This is a genomic window from Streptomyces sp. NPDC094147, assembly GCF_044764265.1.
Taxonomy (GTDB): domain Bacteria; phylum Actinomycetota; class Actinomycetes; order Streptomycetales; family Streptomycetaceae; genus Streptomyces.
This window is the reverse complement of record NZ_JBIWHT010000012.1, coordinates 47,850-66,511: the sequence shown is the minus strand read 5'-3', so window position 1 is coordinate 66,511 and position 18,662 is coordinate 47,850. Positions and strand designations below refer to the sequence as shown.

Sequence of the window (18,662 nt, the reverse complement as noted above, 5' to 3'; positions counted from 1 at the left end):
AACTGCGGCACGGCCCGCCCGCCGCGGCTCGTAGAATCGGGCCCACCATGGCTTACCTCGACCACGCCGCGACCACCCCGATGCTCCCGGAGGCGGTCCAGGCGATGACCGCCCAGCTGACCGTCACCGGCAACGCGTCCTCGCTGCACGCCGCCGGACGGCGGGCCCGCCGCACCACCGAGGAGGCCCGCGAGGAACTCGCCGAGTCGCTCGGCGCCCGCCCCAGCGAGGTCGTCTTCACGGCCGGCGGCACCGAGGCCGACAACCTTGCCGTCAAGGGCCTCTTCTGGGCCCGCCGCGACGCCGACCCGCGCCGGGTCCGCGTCCTCGCCAGCCCCGTCGAGCACCACGCCGTGCTGGACGCGGTGCACTGGCTCGGCGAGCACGAGGGCGCGACCGTCGAGTACCTGCCCGTCGACCCGTACGGCAGGGTGCACCCCGAGGCCCTGCGCGAAGCCATCGAGCGGGACCCCGACGATGTCGCGCTGGCCACCGTCATGTGGGCCAACAACGAGATCGGCACCGTCATGCCGGTCGCCGAACTCGCTGCGGTGGCCCGGGAGTTCGACGTCCCGCTGCACGCCGACGCCGTCCAGGCCTTCGGCCAGCTCGACGTGGACTTCGCCGCTTCCGGCCTCGCCGCGATGACCGTCTCCGGCCACAAGATCGGCGGCTCGTACGGGATCGGCGCGCTGCTCCTGGGCCGTGAGTACACCCCCGTGCCCGTGCTGCACGGCGGCGGCCAGGAGCGGCACGTGCGCTCCGGCACCCTCGACGTGCCCGCCATCGCCGCGTTCGCGGTCGCCGGCCGGCTCGCCGCCGAACGGCGCGGCGCGTTCGCCCGGGACATCGGGGCACTGCGCGACCGGCTGGTGGCGGCCGTGCACAAGGCCGTGCCCGACGCGATCCTCGGCGGCGACCCGAACCCGGCGGGCCGGCTCCCCGCCAACGCCCACTTCACCTTCCCCGGCTGCGAAGGCGACTCCCTTCTCCTGCTGCTCGACGCGCAGGGCATCGAATGCTCCACCGGCTCCGCCTGCACCGCGGGCGTCGCCCAGCCCAGCCACGTCCTGCTCGCCACCGGCACCGACCCCGACCTGGCCCGCGGCACCCTCCGCTTCTCGCTGGGCCACACCTCCACCGAGGCGGACATCGAAGCGGTGGCCGCCGCCATCGGCCCCGCGGTCGAACGGGCCCGCACGGCAGGACTGGTCTGAGCCGCCCCTGGACGGGTCAGGCCGGGCGGGCCGCCGCGACCAGCCGGAGGTACCGCTCCCAGTCCCAGTGCGGACCCGGGTCGGTGTGATCGGTGCCGGGCACCTCGGCGTGCCCGACGATGTGCGTCCGGTCCACGGCCATCCGGTAGCGGGCGCATATCGTGGCCGTGAGCCGCGCCGAGGACGTGTACATGGTGTCGGTGAAGGACGACGCCTCGTCCACGAACCCCTCGTGCTCTATGCCGACACTGCGCTCGTTGTACTTCCGGTTGCCCGCGTGGAAGGCCACGTCCAGCTCGCGGACGGTCTGAGCTATCTGCCCGTCCTCGCGCACCACGTAGTGCGCCGCCGCCCCGTGGGCCGGGTCCTGGAACGCCTGCAGGGCGGCCTGATAGCTGCCCTGCACGACATGGATCACCACCCGGTCGACGGCGAAGTCGTCCGGCCGGTCCGCGCGCCGCCAGTTCGCCGGCGCGGCCGCGACCCAGTCGGCGCCCGCGTAGTCCAGCTCGCCGGTCCTGCGCGGCCGGTGCGGCCGGGTCTCGGGCGCGTTCAGATAGCCGAGCGTCCCGATCGCCACCACCCCGCCGCCGATCAGCAGCCCCCTGCGGCTCACCGCCATGCGCCCCGCCCCCGTCGCTCCCGTACCGCTCCCCGTGAAGCCCCTCGCGATGACAACGGATACTCCCGCGCCCGTGGTTCCCGATGCCACGTACCCTGGTGAGGCTATGACTGAGACCTCGCCTTCCCCGATGACGCAGCCGACGACCCCGCCGCGCCCGCTCAAGGTGCTCGCCGCCATGTCCGGCGGCGTGGACTCCGCCGTCGCCGCCGCCCGTGCCGCCGAGGCTGGGCACGACGTCACCGGTGTGCACCTGGCGCTCTCCGCGAACCCGCAGTCCTTCCGCACCGGGGCCCGCGGCTGCTGCACCATCGAGGACTCCCGCGACGCCCGCCGCGCCGCGGACGTCATCGGCATCCCCTTCTACGTCTGGGACCTGGCGGAACGCTTCCGCGAGGACGTCGTGGAGGACTTCATCGCCGAGTACGAGGCCGGGCGCACCCCCAACCCGTGCCTGCGCTGCAACGAGAAGATCAAGTTCGCGGCGCTGCTCGACAAGGCCCTCGCGCTCGGCTTCGACGCCGTGTGCACCGGCCACTACGCCACCGTCGTGCTGAACGAGGACGGCAGCCGCGAGCTGCACCGCGCCTCGGACATGGCCAAGGACCAGTCGTACGTGCTCGGCGTGCTGGACGAGCGCCAGCTCGCGCACGCGATGTTCCCGCTCGGGGACACCCTCACCACCAAGGACGAGATCCGCGCCGAGGCCGAGCGCCGGGGCCTGGCCGTCGCCAAGAAGCCCGACAGCCACGACATCTGCTTCATCGCCGACGGCGACACCCAGGGCTTCCTCGCCGACCGCCTGGGCAAGGCGGAGGGCGACATCGTCGACGAGTCCGGTGCGAAGATCGGCAGCCACGAGGGTGCCTTCGGCTTCACCATCGGCCAGCGCAAGGGCCTGCGCATCGGCCACCCGGCGCCCGACGGCAAGCCGCGCTACGTCCTCGACATCTCGCCCGTGAACAACACGGTGACGGTCGGCCCGGTCGAGGCCCTCGACGTCACCGCGCTGAGCGCGATCAAGCCCCGCTGGTGCGGGAACGCCCCGTCCGGACCGGGCACGTACACCGCACAGCTGCGCGCCCACGGCGGCGAGACCGAGGTGTCGGCCGAGCTGATCGACGGCGCCCTGCACGTCACCTTCACCGAGCCGGTCCGAGGCGTCGCCCCCGGCCAGGCGATCGTGCTCTACGACGGCACGCGCGTGGTGGGCTCCGCGACGATCGCGACGACGCGGCGGGCCGCCGCGACCGTCTAGAGCCGCCCGGCGGGCGACTCCTGGGCGACCCTCAGGACGATCTTGCCCTGGGTGCGCCCCCGCTCGCCGTACTCGTGCGCCTTTGCCGCGTCCGCGAGTTCAAACACCGTGTCGATCTCGGCCCGCAGCCCGCCCTCCTCGACCAGTGCGGCGATCGCCTTGAGGCCCGCGTAGTCCGGTTCCACGAGGGTGAAGCCCGCCGTGATGCCCAGGGCTGACGCCTCCGTGACCAGCGCGGCCTCGTCCGGGGAGGCCAGCGAGACCAGGGTGCCGCCGCGGCGCAGCACCTTGAGCGAGCGGCTGCCGTAGTCGCCGCCGATGGTGTCGAGGACGACGTCCACGTCCCGCACCGCCTCGGTGAAGTCGACCGCCGTGTAGTCGATCACCTCGTCCGCGCCGAGCCCGCGCAGGAAGCCGTGCTTGGCCGCGCGGGCCGTGCCGATGACGTACGCGCCCCGTGCCTTGGCGATCTGCACGGCGAGGTGGCCGACGCCGCCCGCCGCCGCATGGATCAACACCCGCTGTCCCGCGGCCAGTCGGGCCGTGTCGACGAGCGACTGCCAGGCGGTCAGCGAGGCCAGCGGCAGCGCCGCCGCCTGGATGTGGTCGACGTCCGCGGGCTTGCGCACGAAGTGCCGGGCGGGCGCCGTGACGTACTCGGCGTACGCACCCGCCTGGTGCGGGAAGCGCGGCATGCCGAACACCTCGTCGCCGGGCCGGTACACGGTGACGCCCTGGCCGACCGCCTCGACGACGCCCGACACGTCCCACCCGAGGATCGGCGGGCTGCCCCACAGCCGCCACCCGCCGCTCGCCCGGGTCTTCCAGTCGGCCGGGTTGACCCCGGCGGCGTGCACCCGCACCAGGATCTCGGTGGGGCCGGGCTCGGGGCGCTCGGTCTCGATCTCGGCGAGCACCTCGGGGCCGCCCCACTCAAGGGGGCTGACGGCGCGCATGGTCTGGGGCATGACTGGTCCTCTTCCGGGAGTTTCCGCTGGTCGGAGTACCAGCCTGGGCCCCCGGACCCGCTCGCGGTGCTGGCCGTTTGGCCATGATGTGACAGGATCTGGCCATGGCTGAACGACGTGAACCGCACCGGGTGGCCGTGCTCGCCCTCGGCGGAGTGGTCTCCTTCGAGCTCGGCATCCCCTCCCGGATCTTCGACATCGCCCGGGGCCCGGACGGCGAGCGCCTCTACGAGGTGGCCGTCTGCACCGTCGACGGCCGGCCGGTGCGGACCGAGGCCGGATTCTCGGTCGCCGTCGAGCACGGCCCCGAGGCACTCGCGGCGGCCGACACCGTGGTGATCCCGCCCACCCACGAACTGGGACCGCTCGCGGACGGCGGCCCGCTGCCCGAGCCGCTGGCCCGCGCCTTCGACCGGATCCGGCCCGGCACCCGGATGGTCTCCATCTGCACCGCGTCCTACGTCCTGGCCGCGGCCGGACTGCTCGACGGGCGGCCCGCGACGACGCACTGGCGGGACGCGTCCGCCTTCCGCCGGACCTTCCCGAAGGTCAAGGTCGACCCCGACGTGCTCTTCGTCGACGACGGCGACGTGCTGACCTCCGCGGGCGTCGCCGCCGGCATCGACCTGTGCCTGCACCTCGTACGCCGCGACCACGGCAGCGCCGTCGCCAATCAGGTCGCCCGGCACTGCGTCGTACCCCCGTGGCGCGACGGCGGCCAGGCCCAGTACATCGAACGCCCGGTCCCCGAACCGACGGTGGCCAGCACCGCCGGCACCCGCGCGTGGGCCCTCGAACGCCTCCAAGAGCCGCTCTCCCTGGGCGAGTTGGCCGCCCACGCGCAGATGAGCCTGCGCACCTTCACGCGCCGCTTCCGGGAAGAGGCGGGCATGACGCCCGGCAACTGGCTCACCGCCCAGCGCCTGGAACTGGCCCGCCAGCTCCTGGAGTCCAGCGATCTGCCGGTGGACCTGGTCGCCCACCGGGCGGGCTTCGGCGCGGCCAACTCGCTGCGCCAGCACATGCGTTCCGTCCTGGGCGTCTCGCCGGTGGCCTACCGGCGCACCTTCCAGGTGGGCGCGCGGCTGTGAACTAGTCGGCGACGGTTTCTACTTCGTAGAAACAGAGGTGGTCCTTGATCTCGGCCACGTCGGGCTTCGGGTCGGGGTAGTACCAGACGAGGTCGGGCGCGTCCGGCAGCGACCAATAGGAAGCGGTGCCCTTGAACGGGCAGTACGTGTGGGTGTCCGACGCGGTCAGCAGGTCGGTGCGCACGTCCTGGGGCGGAAGGTAGTAGCGGACCGGGAGACCGGTCTCGCGCAGCAGCAGCGGCCGCCGGCTCTCGGCGAGCACCTGCCCGTCGCGCACGACCCGCACATGTTCGGTGCCCTGCTCCACGGTGATGCGATGTCCTGTCGTCATAAGAGGTGCAGCGCCCGACGGGCGCCGCTTCTTCCCTCGTTACTGTTGCCGTATGAACATTTGTGTCTTCCTCTCCGCGGCCGATCTCGACGAGCGCTACACCCGGCCCGCCCGCGAGTTCGCCGAACTCCTCGGCAAGGGCGGGCACACCCTGGTGTGGGGCGGCTCCGAGAGCGGCCTCATGAAGGTCGTCGCCGACGGGGTGCAGCAGGCGGGCGGCCGCCTGGTCGGCGTCTCCGTCGACTTCCTCGCGGCCAAGGCCCGCAAGAACGCGGACGAGATGGTCATCGCCACCGACCTGGCCGAGCGCAAGGCGCTCCTGCTCGCCAAGTCGGACGCCGTCGTGATCATGGTGGGCGGGACCGGCACCCTCGACGAGGCCACCGAGATCCTGGAACTGAAGAAGCACGGCAGGACCACCAAGCCGGTCGTCCTGCTGAACACCGCGGGCTTCTACGACGGCCTCAAGCAGCAGTTCCGTCGCATGGAGGACGAGGGCTTCCTCCCCGTCCCCCTCGCCGAGCTGGTGTTCTTCGCCGAGGACGGCGTCGCGGCGCTGGCCTACCTCGAAGAGTCCATCGGCATCCAGTAGTGCGTGCGAGCATGGCGGGCATGGCTACTCACCTGATCACCGGAGCCGGTTCCGGCATCGGCGCGGCCGTCGCGCGCCGGCTGCACGAGCGCGGCGACGAGCTCATCCTGCTGGCACGCGACGCGGGCCGCGCCAAGGAGCTCGCGGCCCGCTACCCGGGCGCCCGCACCCTCGTCGGCGACCTCGCCGACCCCGACCGCCTCTCCTGGGCCTTCGACAAGCAGCCGATGCCGGACCACCTCGACTCGCTGCTGCACATCGCCGGCATCGTCGACCTCGGCCCGGTCGGCGAGCTGCGCCCCAGGACCTGGCACCAGCAGCTCAACGTCAACCTGATCGCGCCCGCCGAGATCACCCGCCACCTGCTGCCCCAACTGCGGGCCTCGCGCGGCCACGTGGTCTTCGTGAACTCCGGTGCCGGTCTCAACGCGCACGCCGAATGGGGCGCGTACGCCGCCTCCAAGCACGGCCTCAAGGCGCTCGCCGACTCCCTGCGGCACGAGGAGCACGCCAACGGCGTCCGCGTGACCTCGGTCTACCCGGGCCGCACCGCGAGCCCGATGCAGGCCAAGGTGCACTCGCAGGAGGGCAAGGAGTACGACCCGGCGAAGTTCATCGACCCCGAGTCGGTGGCCACGACCATCGTCATGGCGATCGACCTGCCGGCCGACGCCGAGGTCAACGACCTCACCGTGCGCCCCGGCAAGTAGCCCCGGCCGGCCCCCGTGCCCGGTTGCGTACGCTTCCGGGGTGAGCGAACAGAGCAATTTCCCCTGGGGGCCCGCCACCGGGGTCGGTTCCATGCCGGGCGGCGACGCGCGGGAGACCGCCAGGACCGTCACCGGCTCGCTGATCGGGGCCGACGGGGCGGCCGGCGACTTCCCCCACCTCGCCGAGCTGCCCGCGCGCGGGCCGGGCGCCGACATGATCGGCCGCACCATCGGCCTCCTGGTCGAGATGTACGGGCACGTGGAGCCCAGCGGCTGGCGGATCAGCGACCGGCCGGGCCGCGACACCCGGCGGGCCAGGTCCTGGCTCGGCGAGGACCTGGACGCCCTGGAGGAGTTCACCCAGGGCTACACCGGGCCGCTCAAGGTGCAGGCCGTCGGGCCGTGGACGCTGGCCGCCGCCCTGGAACTCCGGACCGGCGAGCTCTCGCTCGGCGACCCCGGAGCCTGCCGCGACCTCGCCGGATCGCTCGCCGAGGGCCTGCGCGAGCACCTCGCCGACGTACGCCGCCGGGTGCCCGGAGCCCGCGTCGTGCTCCAGCTGGACGAGCCCTCGCTCACCTCGGTGCTGCGCGGGCAGATCCGTACCGCCAGCGGATACCGCACGCACCGGGCCGTCGACCGGCAGGTCGTCGAGGGTGCCCTGAGGGATGTCGTCGCCGTGCACGACGGGCCCGTCGTCGTCCACTCCTGCGCGCCCGACGTCCCGTTCGCGCTGCTGCGCAGGGCCGGGGCGGCCGGGGTGTCGTTCGATTTCTCGCTGCTCACCGAGCGTGATGACGAGCAGATCGGCGAGGCCGCCGAGAGCGGCATCAAGCTGTTCGCCGGAGTGGTGCCCGGCACCGACGGCCCATTGTCAGACCCTGCCGGTAGCGTCATGGGAGTCAGGACGCTGTGGCGCAGGCTGGGGCTGAATCCGGGGACTCTGGGCGAGTCCGTGGTGATCACCCCCTCCTGCGGTCTCGCGGGTGCTTCGCCGGCCTATGCCCGCGCGGCGCTCGCCCACTGCGTCCGGGCGGCGAGATCGCTCGCGGACAACCCTGAGTGACGGGGAAGACGGGAAACGGGAGGACATGACGGTGGCTGCCGAACAGAACGCAGCGGTGCCCGCACAGGCACGGGAGAAGCACGCGCTCCTCGCCGAGCAGGTCGAGGAGCACCGCTTCCGGTACTACGTGAAGGACCAGCCGGTCATCAGCGACGGTGACTTCGACAAGCTGCTCCGCTCGCTGGAGGCCCTGGAGGACGAGTACCCTCAGCTGCGCACGCCCGACTCGCCGACCCAGAAGGTCGCGGGCGCCTACGAGACCGACTTCGCCTCGGTACAGCACCGCGAGCGGATGCTGTCCCTGGACAACGCCTTCGACGACGAGGAACTGGCGGCCTGGGCCGAGCGCATCGCCAAGGACGTCGGCACCGCCGACTACCACTACCTCTGCGAGCTGAAGGTCGACGGCCTCGCCGTGAACCTGACGTACGAGCACGGCAGGCTGACCCGCGCCGCCACCCGGGGCGACGGCCGCACCGGCGAGGACATCACGCCCAACGTGCGCACCATCGCCGACATCCCCGACCGGCTCAAGGGCGACCGCATCCCCGACCTCGTCGAGATCCGGGGCGAGGTCTACTTCCCGATGGAGGCCTTCGAGGGGCTCAACGCGCGGCTGGTCGAAGCGGGCGACAAGCCGTTCGCCAACCCGCGCAACGCGGCGGCCGGTTCACTGCGCCAGAAGGACCCCAAGGTCACCGCCACCCGCCCGCTGCACATGGTGGTGCACGGCATCGGCGCCCGCGAGGGCTTCGGCATCGACCGCCTTTCGCAGGCGTACGGGCTGCTGCGCGAATGGGGCCTGCCGACCGCCGAGCACAACAAGGTGGTGAACTCCCTCGAAGAGGTAAGGGAGTTCATCACGTACATGGGCGAGAACCGGCACTCCGTGGTGGAGCACGAGATCGACGGCGTCGTCGTCAAGCTGGACGAGATCCCCCTCCAGGGCCGCCTCGGCTCCACCGCCCGTGCCCCGCGCTGGGCGATCGCCTGGAAGTACGCGCCCGAAGAGGTCAACACCAGACTCGTCAACATCCGTGTGGGCGTGGGCCGCACGGGCCGCGTCACCCCCTACGCACAGGTCGAGCCGGTCACCGTGGCCGGCTCCGAGGTCGAGTTCGCCACCCTCCACAACCAGGACGTGGTGAAGGCCAAGGGCGTCCTCATCGGCGACACCGTGGTGCTGAGGAAGGCCGGGGACGTCATCCCGGAGATCCTCGGGCCCGTCGCCGACCTGCGCGACGGCAGCGAGTACCCCTTCGAGATGCCCGCCGAGTGCCCGGAGTGCGGGACCGCGCTGCGTCCGATGAAGGAGGGCGACATCGACCTCCGCTGCCCCAACGCCCAGTCCTGCCCCGCCCAGTTGCGGGAGCGGCTGTTCTACCTGGCGGGGCGCAAGAGCCTCGACATCGAGAACTTCGGATACGTCGCGGCAGCCGCCCTCACCAAGCCGCTGGAGCCCTCCGCCCCGCCGCTGAGCGACGAGGGCGATCTCTTCGACCTCACCATGGAACAGCTCCTGCCCATCCGTGCGTACGTCCTCGATCAGGACAGCGGGCTGCCCAAGCGCGACCCCAAGACCGGCGAGGAGAAGACCGCCCTGGTCTTCGCCAACATGAACGGGGAGCCGCGCAAGAACGCCGTCTCCATGCTGGAGAACATCGCGGCGGCCAAGGAGCGTCCGCTCGCGCGCATCCTCACCGGGCTCTCCATCCGCCACGTCGGCCCGGTCGCCGCCGAGGCGCTGGCCCGCGAATTCCGCTCCATCGACCGCATCGAGCAGGCCACCGAGGACGAACTCGCCGCGGTGGAAGGCGTGGGCGGGATCATCGCGGCCTCCCTCAAGCAGTGGTTCGCCGAGGAGTGGCACCAGGAGATCCTGCGCAAGTGGAAGGCCGCCGGCGTCCGCATGGAGGACGAGAGCACCGGCGAGGACGAGGGGCCGCGCCCGCTGGAGGGTCTCACCGTCGTGGTGACCGGAACTCTTGAGCGGCACACCAGAGATGGCGCGAAAGAGGCCCTGCAGAGCCGCGGAGCCAAGGTCACCGGTTCCGTTTCCAAGAAGACGTCCTTCGTTGTCGTCGGCGACAGCCCGGGTTCGAAATACGACAAGGCGATGCAGCTGAAGGTTCCGGTTCTGGACGAGGACGGCTTCGCCGTGCTGTTGGCACAAGGGCCCGACGCGGCACGGGAAGCCGCGATGCCGACCGCCCAAGAAGGGGAATGAGACACAAACGAGGGTAGTAACAGGGGGCCGGGAGGCTGCACGGAGTCACCCGTTCGGCGCATAGCAGACCGATGCGGGTGGCTGGGTCGCATTCGGGCAAGAGCTGTAGACCGCTGCCCGGCAGAGCCTTCTGCGGCCTACTGTTGGGATGTACGCCTGTCGTGCACGGCTGACGGCCCCTGCTCGTACAGAGCTTGGGGAAGGCACGCAGCCGTGGTGGCATGACATCGGGGCCATCGCGTGCACGGGCACCGCCGGCTGTGAGAGGGACGGGAATGAAACCGACCGAGAGCACCGCCCCGGCCGTGAGGCTGCGCGGGTTCACGGGCTTTTCGTCCAGGCTGACGGCCGTCGTCACAGGCCTCGCGGGCGTGGTCCTCGCCACCGGCTTCTACCGGGCCGTCCAGGAGGGCGACGCCCTGTTCCCGAGCGGGACGACGGGCTGGTCGCTGGCCGTCCTCACCGGCATCATCGTGGGCCATCTGGTGGCGCTCGGCCGTGAGCGCTGGTGGGGCGGCACCGGCTCCGGAGCCGCCCTCTCCATCGCCGTGCTGCTGCTGTACGGCTGGCTGCCGGCCGCGCTGGTCAGCCTGGCGGTGGTGGTCCTCGTCGGCGCCGCGCGCCGCAACCGCTGGCGCCAGGGCGTGCTGCACGGCGCCGTGGACATCCTCGGCATAGGGGCGGCGGGCCTGGTCCTGGCCGCGTTCGGCGTCGTTCCGTCGGTCGCGCACCCCTGGTGGCCCACCCAATGGAGCATCACCACCGTCCCCGAAGTCGTCCTTGCGGCCGGGACCTATCTGCTGCTCACCAGGATGATGCTCTGGTTCGCGCTCGCCCCCCGCGGCGGCGGGCTGCCCACGGTCGCCCGTACCGCCCTGCTCAGGCAGGGTCTTGTAGCCGTCGCGCTGCTCGGGATCGCCCCGCTGATCTGCGTCGTCGCCATGTCGGTGCCGATCCTGCTGCCGCTGTTCGCGGTGCCGCTCGTCGCCCTGGACTCGACGCTCTGGATCGCCCGCGCGCGTGCCGAGGAGCAGTTGCGCGACCCGCTCACCGGTCTCCCCAACCGCCAGTGGCTCCTGGAACGCACCTGGTCGGCCCTGGAGGAGGCCGAGAGCAGCGGCACCCGCTCCGCGCTCCTCCTCATAGACCTCGACCGCTTCCGGTCGGTGAACGACACCCTCGGGCACCTCGCCGGCGACCGCCTGCTCCTCCAGATAGCCGAACGGCTCAGGACCGCGCTGCCGCGCGGCGCGGAGGCGGCCCGGCTCGGCGGCGACGAGTTCGCCGTGCTGCTGCCCGTCTGCGACTCCGCGACCAGCGCCATGCGGACAGCCCGCGGCCTGGTGGCCGAGCTGTCCTCACCGCTCGACCTGGACGGTCTGACGCTCGTCCTGGAGGCCAGCGCGGGCGTCGCCCTCTTCCCCGACCACGCGCTGGACGCCGAGGGCCTGCTGCGCCGGGCCGACGTGGCGATGTACCAGGCCAAGCGGGACCGTACGGGCGTGGAGGTGTACGAGTCCAAGCGGGACTCCAACACCCCTGACCGGCTGGGCCTGTTGGGCGATCTGCGGCGGGCGCTGGACGCCGGGGACGTGGAGCTGCACTACCAGCCGAAGGTCCAGTTCGACGGCCAGGTGGCGGGGCTCGAAGCGCTGGTGCGCTGGGTGCACCCGGAGCGCGGGCGGGTCCCTCCGGACGAGTTCATCGCCATCGCCGAGTCGAGCGGGCTGATGCCGCACCTCACCGAGTACGTCCTGGAGACCGCGCTCGCCCAGGTGGCGCGGTGGCGCGCCCAGGGCCTCAATGTGCCGGTCGCCGTCAACGTCTCCCCGCGCGACGTCCACACGCCCGGCTTCGCGGGGTCCGTCGCCGCCCGGCTGGCCAGGCACGGCGTCCCGGCGGGCGCGCTCCAGCTGGAGATAACGGAACACGTCCTGCTGGAGGACCCGCAGCGGGCCGCGGACACGCTGGCCGGGCTCACCGGCCACGGAGTGAAGATGTCCCTGGACGACTTCGGTACGGGGTACTCGTCGCTGGTGCACCTGCGGCGGCTGCCGGTCAGCGAGCTGAAGATCGACCGCTCCTTCGTCGCCCGCCTCGCCGTCGACAACGAGGACGCGGAAATCGTCCGCTGCACCGTCGATCTCGCCCATTCGCTCGGCCTGTTGGTGGTCGCGGAGGGCGTCGAGGACGACGAGACGTGGGAGCGGCTGCGGGACCTGGGCTGCGATGCGGTGCAGGGGTGGCTGGTGGCCGCCGCGATGCCGCCGGCGGAGGCGACGGCCTGGCTGCTCGCCCGGGGCTCCACGGGGTGGCACCGTCCGGCCGAGATCGCGGCCGAGGCCGCCGCGCGGGCGGAGGCGGAGGCGGGCCGGGCTTCCGGCCAGCCTGTCCAGTGACCGCTATGGATACGGCGCTCCGGCCGCGTACGCGCCGGTCGTGAAGGAGCGCCGGGGCGGTGACCGAGGGTGAGCGGGTAATCCGTTTCGTGGTGAGGGTGCCGCGCCCCATAGGATTGGGCCCAAACCACAATCACTCACCCCTGAGGATCGCTGCATGCCTGGCATTACGCGCGAGGAGGTCGCCCACCTCGCCCGGCTGGCGCGTCTGGAGCTGAAGGGCGAAGAGCTCGACCACTTCGCCGGACAGCTCGACGACATCATCGGCGCGGTCGCCCGCGTCTCCGAGGTCGCCGACCAAGACGTACCCCCGACCTCCCACCCGCTGCCGCTGACCAATGTCATGCGCGCGGACGAGGTCCGTCCGTCGCTCACCCCCGCGCAGGCGCTCTCCGGCGCCCCGGCCCAGGAGCAGCAGCGTTTCAAGGTGCCGCAGATCCTGGGGGAGGACTAATCACCATGACGGACATCATCAAGCTCACGGCGGCGGACACCGCCGCCAAGATCGCGTCCGGCGAACTCACCGCCGTCGAGGTCACCGAGGCCCACCTGGCCCGCATCGAGGCCGTGGACGAGAAGGTCCACGCCTTCCTGCACGTGGACCGCGAGGGCGCGCTCGCGCAGGCCCGCGCCGTCGACGCCAAGCGCGCGGCGGGCGAGAAGCTCGGCCCGCTGGCCGGTGTGCCCCTGGCGCTGAAGGACATCTTCACGACGGAGGGGATTCCCACCACCGTCGGTTCGAAGATCCTCGAAGGGTGGATCCCGCCCTACGACGCGACGATCACCAAGCGCCTCAAGGCCGCCGACGTCGTCATCCTCGGCAAGACCAACATGGACGAGTTCGCCATGGGGTCCTCCACCGAGAACAGCGCGTACGGTCCGACCGGCAACCCCTGGGACCTCACCCGCATCCCCGGCGGCTCCGGCGGCGGCTCCTCCGCCGCGCTCGCCGCGTACGAGGCCCCGCTCGCCATCGGCACGGACACCGGCGGCTCCATCCGCCAGCCCGCCGCCGTCACCGGCACCGTCGGCGTCAAGCCGACCTACGGCGCGGTCTCCCGCTACGGCATGGTCGCCTTCTCGTCCTCCCTGGACCAGGGCGGGCCCTGCGCGCGCACCGTCCTGGACGCGGCGCTGCTGCACGAGGTCATCGCCGGGCACGACCCGCTCGACTCGACGTCCATCGACGCGCCGGTCCCGCCGGTCGTCGAGGCCGCCCGCAACGGCTCGGTCGCCGGCATGCGCGTCGGCGTCGTCAAGCAGTTCTCGGGCGAGGGCTACCAGGCCGGCGTCGTCCAGCGCTTCAACGAGTCGGTCGAGCTGCTTGAGTCGCTCGGCGCCGAGATCGTGGAGCTGGACTGCCCGTCCTTCGACCTGGCGCTCTCCGCGTACTACCTGATCGCGCCGTCCGAGTGCTCCTCCAACCTGGCCCGCTTCGACGCCATGCGCTACGGCCTGCGGGTCGGCGACGACGGCACGAAGTCCGCCGAGGACGTCACCGCGCTGACCCGCGAGGCCGGTTTCGGCGACGAGGTCAAGCGCCGCATCATCCTCGGTACGTACGCCCTGAGCTCCGGCTACTACGACGCGTACTACGGCTCGGCGCAGAAGGTCCGCACGCTCATCACGCGGGACTTCGAGAAGGCCTTCGAGCAGGTCGACGTGATCGTCTCGCCGACCACGCCCACCACCGCCTTCCCGATCGGCGAGCGCGCCGACGACCCGATGGCGATGTACCTGGCCGACCTGTGCACCATCCCGACCAACATGGCGGGCAACGCCGCCATGTCGCTGCCCTGCGGCCTCGCGCCGGAGGACGGGCTGCCGGTCGGGCTGCAGATCATCGCCCCCGCCCTGAAGGACGACCGCCTGTACAAGGTGGGCGCCGCCGTCGAGGCCGCCTTCGTGGAAAAGTGGGGCCACCCGCTGCTTGAGGAGGCTCCGTCGCTGTGAGCGCACTGACCAAGGCCAAGGGCTTCAAGAAGTCCAAGGCCGGTACGTACCTGTCCATGGGCACCACCGCCTTCGGCGCGATCAGCGTGGCGAAGCAGGTCAAGAAGGCCCGCCTGGAGCACGACACGCTGAAGCTCGTCGACGCGATCGTCTCCGCCGCCGCCATCGCCACCGGCATCGCTCTGCTGTACCGCGAGCTGAGGCGCCTGGGCGACGACGACGTCCTGCTGGGCTGAGAGGGAAAGTTTCACCGTGACTAGCGAACTCCTGTCGTACGAGGACGCGTTGGCGTCGTACGACCCCGTCATGGGCCTTGAGGTCCATGTCGAACTCGGCACCAAGACCAAGATGTTCTGCGGCTGTTCGACCGAGCTGGGCGCCGAGCCCAACTCGCAGACCTGCCCCACCTGTCTCGGCCTGCCCGGCTCGCTGCCCGTCGTCAACGCGATCGGTGTCGAGTCGGCCGTCAAGATCGGCCTCGCGCTGAACTGCGACATCGCCGAATGGTGCCGTTTCGCCCGGAAGAACTACTTCTATCCGGACATGCCGAAGAACTTCCAGACCTCGCAGTACGACGAGCCGATCGCCTTCAACGGCTACCTCGACGTCCAGCTGGAGGACGGCGAGATCTTCCGGGTGGAGATCGAGCGGGCCCACATGGAGGAGGACACCGGCAAGTCGACGCACGTCGGCGGTGCCACCGGCCGCATCCACGGCGCCTCGCACTCCCTCCTGGACTACAACCGCGCGGGCATCCCGCTCATCGAGATCGTCACCAAGCCGATCGAGGGCGCGGGCGAGCGCGCGCCCGAGGTCGCCAAGGCGTACGTGGCCGAGCTGCGCGAGGTCATCAAGGCGCTCGGCGTCTCCGAGGCCCGGATGGACAAGGGCCAGATGCGCTGCGACGTGAACCTGTCGCTGCGCCCGCACGGCGTCGAGAAGTTCGGCACCCGCTCGGAGACGAAGAACGTCAACTCGCTCCGCTCGGTGGAGCGTGCGGCCCGCTTCGAGATCCAGCGGCACGCCGCGGTGCTCTCCTCGGGCGGCACGATCGTGCAGGAGACCCGTCACTTCCACGAGGAGGACGGCTCCACCACCTCCGGCCGCATCAAGGACAACGCCGAGGACTACCGGTACTTCCCGGAGCCCGACCTGGTGCCGGTGGCGCCCGCCCGTGCCTGGGTCGAGGAGCTGCGCTCGGCGCTTCCCGAGATGCCGCGGGTGCGCCGCAACCGGCTCCGCGAGGAGTGGGGCGTCAGCGAGCACGACATGCAGTCGATGCTCAACGCCGGTGCGGTCGACCCGATCGTCGCCACCATCGAGGCCGGCGCGGATGCCGCTGCGGCCCGCAAGTGGTGGATGGGCGAACTGGCCCGCAACGCCAACGAGTCGGGCGTCGCGCTCGACGAGCTGGCGATCACCCCGGCGGAGGTCGCCCGGGTCGCCGCCCTGGTGGCCGCCGGAGACCTCAACGACAAGCTGGCGCGCCAGGTCATCGAGGGCGTCCTCGCGGGTGAGGGCGACCCGGACGCGGTGGTCGAGAAGCGCGGCCTGAAGGTCGTCTCGGACGAGGGTGCGCTCGGCGCGGCCGTGGACGAGGCGATTGCGGGCAACGCGGCGATCGCGGACAAGATCCGGGGTGGCAAGGTGGCGGCGGTCGGGGCGCTGGTGGGTGCGGTCATGAAGACCACGCGTGGCCAGGCCGACGCGGCGCGTGTGAAGCAGCTGATCCTGGAGAGGCTGGGCGTGGAGGGCTGAGCCCTTCCGTCCCGCCAAGGGGCGGCCCCCACCGGTGAGTTGCCGGCGGGGACCGCCCCTTTTCCGGCCCCACCCCGGCCCTTCCCGCTGTGACACTCTGCGGCTCCGCCGCCTGGCCTCCGGGGGCGCGAAATCCAGCCCCTTGGGGGTCCCCCTGGACGTAGTCCTCGGGGGAGTTTGAGGAGCGGGGGTCCGGGGGCGAGCCCCCAGGTGGTGTGTGGGGCGTTCATCGGGTGGCTGGGTTCGGTACTTTCGGCGGACATCCCGGGTCACTAGCCTCCCCGTCAGAACACACGGCTCGGGAGGATCAGTTGGTCACGGACATCTCACGGCGACGGCTGTTCGCCCTCGGCGGCGGCGCCCTAGGCGCGGCCGCGGCCGGCTCGCTGCTGCCGCCCTCGCTGCAGGCGGCCATGGCCGCGGAACCCCCGGCCGGCGGGCTGAGCGCGGTCAAGCACGTGGTGATCCTGATGCAGGAGAACCGGTCCTTCGACCACTACTTCGGCACCCTGCGCGGCGTCCGCGGCTTCGGTGACCGCAATGCGATCCAACTCCCCGGCGGAAAGCCCGTGTTCGAGCAGCCGGGCCCGCTCGGCACCACCGTGCTGCCCTTCCCCGTGCGCGGGGCGGCGGCCGCGCAGAAGAAGGACCTCCAGTACATAGGCGCCCTCGACCACTCCTGGAGCGGCGGCGCCAAGGCCTGGAACGGCGGCTGGATGGACAACTGGGTCTCCGCGAAGACCTCGGCGACCATGGCCTACTACGACCGCCAGGACATCCCGCTGCACTACGAACTCGCCGACACCTTCACCGTCTGCGACGCCTACCACTCCTCCATCCACAGCTCGACCAGCCCCAACCGCAACCACCTGTGGAGTGGCAAGACGGGCTATGAGGCGAACGGCAAGCGCGCCGTCGGGAACGACGCGTACGACGAGGGCACGCACCCGGGGTACGGCTGGGGCACCTACGCCGAGCGGCTCGAAAAGGCCGGGCGCAGCTGGAAGACGTACACCGAGTGGGAGAACTTCACCGACAACCAGATCGAGTTCTTCACCACCTTCAAGGCCATCGCCCGCAAGGCCCTCGCGAAGACCGGCGGACACACGTACATGGAGTCCTTCTACTCCGTTGTACGCGACGCCACTGACAGCGCCGAGCGCGAGCGGCTGCTCGGCCTGCTCGACCAGGGCGTCGCGACCCTCGGCAAGGCCGAACGCAGCCTGTTCGAGCGAGGGTTGAGGCGGGTCCCGACCGGTACGCTCGCCGACGCGTTCGGCCACGACGTGGCCGCCGGCACCCTGCCCGAGGTCTCCTACCTGGTGCCCTCGGCGCTCGACTCCGAGCACCCGAGCGTCTCCTCGCCCGTGCACAGCGCCACCATCGTCTACAAGGTGCTCGACGCGCTCGGCAGGCATCCGGACGTCTGGCGGCACACCGTCGTCCTGATCAACTACGACGAGAACGACGGCTTCTTCGACCACGTACCGCCGCCCGTCGCCCCGCCCGAGGTGGCCGACGAGCAGTGGGAGGGCAAGCCCACCGGGCTCGGCGCGCGGGTGCCGCTGCTCGTCGTCTCGCCGTGGAGCGTCGGCGGATACGTCTGCTCCGAGGTCTTCGACCACACCTCGGTGATCCGCTTCCTGGAGAAGTGGACGGGGGTGCGCGAGCCCAACATCAGCCAGTGGCGCCGCAGTGTCACCGGCGACCTGACCTCCGCCTTCGACTTCGAGCGGGGCAGGCCGCAGCCCGCGGTGACCCACCCCGGTCCCATCCCGCCGCTGTCCGGCCGCTGGCGGCCGGAGCCGCCCGCCCAGCAGCGCATGCCCGTACAGGAAGAGGGCACCCGGCCCGCCCGGCCGCTGCCGTACCAGCCGGACGCCTGCGCCCGGGTCGCCGACGGCGCGCTCCAGGTGCAGCTCAGCAACAACGGCCGGCGCAGCGCCCACTTCGCGCTCTACCCGTACGCCAAGGAGTTCGCCGCGCCGCAGCACAAGGACGTAAGGGGCAAGGCGCAATGGAGCGTGCCCCTTACCGGAGGGGCCAACGGCGCCTATAGGTTCACGGTCACCGGGCCGAACGGGTTCCGGCGGGAGTTCGAGGGGGCGGGGGCCGTCGACGCCGCCGAGGTGACGACGTACCTCGACCACCACGACCGCGACGTCCATCTGACGCTGCGCAACCGCGGCAGCGAGCCGGTCACCTTCGTCGTACTGCCCCTCGGGTACGCCGACGAGGCCGATCTGCGGGACTGGAAGCGGAGCGTCACCGTCAAGCCGGGGCGCAGCCGCACCCTCGTGCACTCCGCCGCGGACGCGCACGGCTGGTACGACCTCGAAGTGACCGCGGACGGTGGCAGCGGGTTCCGCCGCAGGCTGATGGGCCACATCGAGAACGGGCGGCCGAGCGTCTCCGGCTGACCGGGTCGGTCCCCGGGCCCGGCGCGGTTCCCTGGCCCGGGAGCCGCGCC

At 71.7% G+C, this 18,662-nt stretch carries 16 protein-coding genes; 13 read left to right on the top strand and 3 right to left on the bottom strand.

All coding sequences use genetic code 11. The annotated features are described in order from the left end of the window. The first annotated feature begins 47 nt into the window (after nt 1-47). Nucleotides 48-1,217, top strand: coding sequence for a cysteine desulfurase family protein (locus ACIQ8J_RS19610; protein ID WP_403272975.1), 1,170 nt, complete (start codon nt 48-50; stop codon nt 1,215-1,217). 16 nt (nt 1,218-1,233) lie between these two features. Here ACIQ8J_RS19610 and ACIQ8J_RS19605 read toward each other — a convergent pair whose 3' ends face one another. Next, complete coding sequence (locus ACIQ8J_RS19605; RefSeq protein ID WP_403272976.1) at nt 1,234-1,839, bottom strand: N-acetylmuramoyl-L-alanine amidase; 606 nt, start codon at nt 1,837-1,839, stop codon at nt 1,234-1,236. Between the two features lie 130 nt (nt 1,840-1,969). Here ACIQ8J_RS19605 and mnmA point away from each other — a divergent pair, with 130 nt between their 5' ends. Continuing rightward, entirely contained in the window at nt 1,970-3,097 is a 1,128-nt protein-coding gene (gene mnmA / locus ACIQ8J_RS19600; RefSeq protein ID WP_403272977.1) for a tRNA 2-thiouridine(34) synthase MnmA, read from the top strand. Here mnmA and ACIQ8J_RS19595 read toward each other — a convergent pair. After that, entirely contained in the window at nt 3,094-4,065 is a 972-nt protein-coding gene (locus ACIQ8J_RS19595; protein WP_403272978.1) for an NADP-dependent oxidoreductase, read from the bottom strand. The two genes, mnmA and ACIQ8J_RS19595, sit on opposite strands and share 4 nt — an antisense overlap. Nucleotides 4,066-4,169: 104 nt before the next feature. Here ACIQ8J_RS19595 and ACIQ8J_RS19590 point away from each other — a divergent pair, with 104 nt between their 5' ends. Then, nucleotides 4,170-5,156: a GlxA family transcriptional regulator gene (locus tag ACIQ8J_RS19590; RefSeq protein WP_403272979.1), complete on the top strand. Its 987-nt coding sequence runs from the start codon at nt 4,170-4,172 to the stop codon at nt 5,154-5,156. A gap of 1 nt (nt 5,157) precedes the next feature. Here ACIQ8J_RS19590 and ACIQ8J_RS19585 read toward each other — a convergent pair whose 3' ends face one another. Further along, complete coding sequence (locus tag ACIQ8J_RS19585) at nt 5,158-5,487, bottom strand: DUF427 domain-containing protein (RefSeq protein ID WP_403272980.1); 330 nt, start codon at nt 5,485-5,487, stop codon at nt 5,158-5,160. A 52-nt stretch (nt 5,488-5,539) separates the two neighbouring features. On the opposite strand from ACIQ8J_RS19585, the gene ACIQ8J_RS19580 reads away from it, so the two are divergent. The 10 genes from ACIQ8J_RS19580 (at nt 5,540) to ACIQ8J_RS19535 (ending at nt 18,612) form a co-directional block, all read left to right on the top strand. Then, entirely contained in the window at nt 5,540-6,079 is a 540-nt protein-coding gene (locus tag ACIQ8J_RS19580) for a TIGR00730 family Rossman fold protein (RefSeq protein WP_403272982.1), read from the top strand. An 11-nt stretch (nt 6,080-6,090) separates the two neighbouring features. Next, nucleotides 6,091-6,789, top strand: a complete 699-nt coding sequence (locus ACIQ8J_RS19575; RefSeq protein WP_403273052.1) for an SDR family oxidoreductase — start codon at nt 6,091-6,093, stop codon at nt 6,787-6,789. Nucleotides 6,790-6,880: 91 nt separating this feature from the next. Beyond that, the gene (locus tag ACIQ8J_RS19570) at nt 6,881-7,855 is read left to right on the top strand and encodes a methionine synthase (RefSeq protein ID WP_403273054.1); all 975 of its coding nucleotides are present in this window, start codon (nt 6,881-6,883) and stop codon (nt 7,853-7,855) included. A 31-nt stretch (nt 7,856-7,886) separates the two neighbouring features. Next, nucleotides 7,887-10,082, top strand: a complete 2,196-nt coding sequence (ligA, locus tag ACIQ8J_RS19565; protein ID WP_403272983.1) for an NAD-dependent DNA ligase LigA — start codon at nt 7,887-7,889, stop codon at nt 10,080-10,082. Between the two features lie 275 nt (nt 10,083-10,357). After that, nucleotides 10,358-12,481, top strand: a complete 2,124-nt coding sequence (locus tag ACIQ8J_RS19560; protein ID WP_403272985.1) for a putative bifunctional diguanylate cyclase/phosphodiesterase — start codon at nt 10,358-10,360, stop codon at nt 12,479-12,481. A gap of 157 nt (nt 12,482-12,638) precedes the next feature. Continuing rightward, nucleotides 12,639-12,935, top strand: coding sequence for an Asp-tRNA(Asn)/Glu-tRNA(Gln) amidotransferase subunit GatC (gene gatC, locus ACIQ8J_RS19555; protein WP_003966094.1), 297 nt, complete (start codon nt 12,639-12,641; stop codon nt 12,933-12,935). 5 nt (nt 12,936-12,940) lie between these two features. After that, nucleotides 12,941-14,434 (top strand): Asp-tRNA(Asn)/Glu-tRNA(Gln) amidotransferase subunit GatA, encoded by a 1,494-nt coding sequence (gatA, locus tag ACIQ8J_RS19550; protein WP_403272987.1) that lies wholly within the window; start codon nt 12,941-12,943, stop codon nt 14,432-14,434. Next, nucleotides 14,431-14,670, top strand: a complete 240-nt coding sequence (locus ACIQ8J_RS19545) for a hypothetical protein (RefSeq protein WP_403272989.1) — start codon at nt 14,431-14,433, stop codon at nt 14,668-14,670. The genes gatA and ACIQ8J_RS19545 overlap by 4 nt, the downstream gene beginning before the upstream one ends. 16 nt (nt 14,671-14,686) lie before the next feature. After that, a complete protein-coding gene (gene gatB, locus ACIQ8J_RS19540; protein ID WP_403272990.1) occupies nt 14,687-16,192 on the top strand; it encodes an Asp-tRNA(Asn)/Glu-tRNA(Gln) amidotransferase subunit GatB in 1,506 nt (501 codons plus the stop codon). A 311-nt stretch (nt 16,193-16,503) separates the two neighbouring features. Then, nucleotides 16,504-18,612, top strand: coding sequence for a phosphocholine-specific phospholipase C (locus ACIQ8J_RS19535; protein WP_403272991.1), 2,109 nt, complete (start codon nt 16,504-16,506; stop codon nt 18,610-18,612). Nucleotides 18,613-18,662: the final 50 nt, after the last annotated feature.

What these genes read in the sequence shown, in the direction of transcription:
- ACIQ8J_RS19610 (WP_403272975.1), top strand. Translation starts at nt 48, where the DNA reads ATGGCTTACCTCGACCACGCCGCGACCACCCCGATGCTCCCGGAGGCG.
- ACIQ8J_RS19605 (WP_403272976.1), bottom strand. Translation starts at nt 1,839, where the DNA reads ATGGCGGTGAGCCGCAGGGGGCTGCTGATCGGCGGCGGGGTGGTGGCG.
- mnmA (WP_403272977.1), top strand. Translation starts at nt 1,970, where the DNA reads ATGACGCAGCCGACGACCCCGCCGCGCCCGCTCAAGGTGCTCGCCGCC.
- ACIQ8J_RS19595 (WP_403272978.1), bottom strand. Translation starts at nt 4,065, where the DNA reads ATGCCCCAGACCATGCGCGCCGTCAGCCCCCTTGAGTGGGGCGGCCCC.
- ACIQ8J_RS19590 (WP_403272979.1), top strand. Translation starts at nt 4,170, where the DNA reads ATGGCTGAACGACGTGAACCGCACCGGGTGGCCGTGCTCGCCCTCGGC.
- ACIQ8J_RS19585 (WP_403272980.1), bottom strand. Translation starts at nt 5,487, where the DNA reads ATGACGACAGGACATCGCATCACCGTGGAGCAGGGCACCGAACATGTG.
- ACIQ8J_RS19580 (WP_403272982.1), top strand. Translation starts at nt 5,540, where the DNA reads ATGAACATTTGTGTCTTCCTCTCCGCGGCCGATCTCGACGAGCGCTAC.
- ACIQ8J_RS19575 (WP_403273052.1), top strand. Translation starts at nt 6,091, where the DNA reads ATGGCGGGCATGGCTACTCACCTGATCACCGGAGCCGGTTCCGGCATC.
- ACIQ8J_RS19570 (WP_403273054.1), top strand. Translation starts at nt 6,881, where the DNA reads ATGCCGGGCGGCGACGCGCGGGAGACCGCCAGGACCGTCACCGGCTCG.
- ACIQ8J_RS19560 (WP_403272985.1), top strand. Translation starts at nt 10,358, where the DNA reads ATGAAACCGACCGAGAGCACCGCCCCGGCCGTGAGGCTGCGCGGGTTC.
- gatC (WP_003966094.1), top strand. Translation starts at nt 12,639, where the DNA reads ATGCCTGGCATTACGCGCGAGGAGGTCGCCCACCTCGCCCGGCTGGCG.
- gatA (WP_403272987.1), top strand. Translation starts at nt 12,941, where the DNA reads ATGACGGACATCATCAAGCTCACGGCGGCGGACACCGCCGCCAAGATC.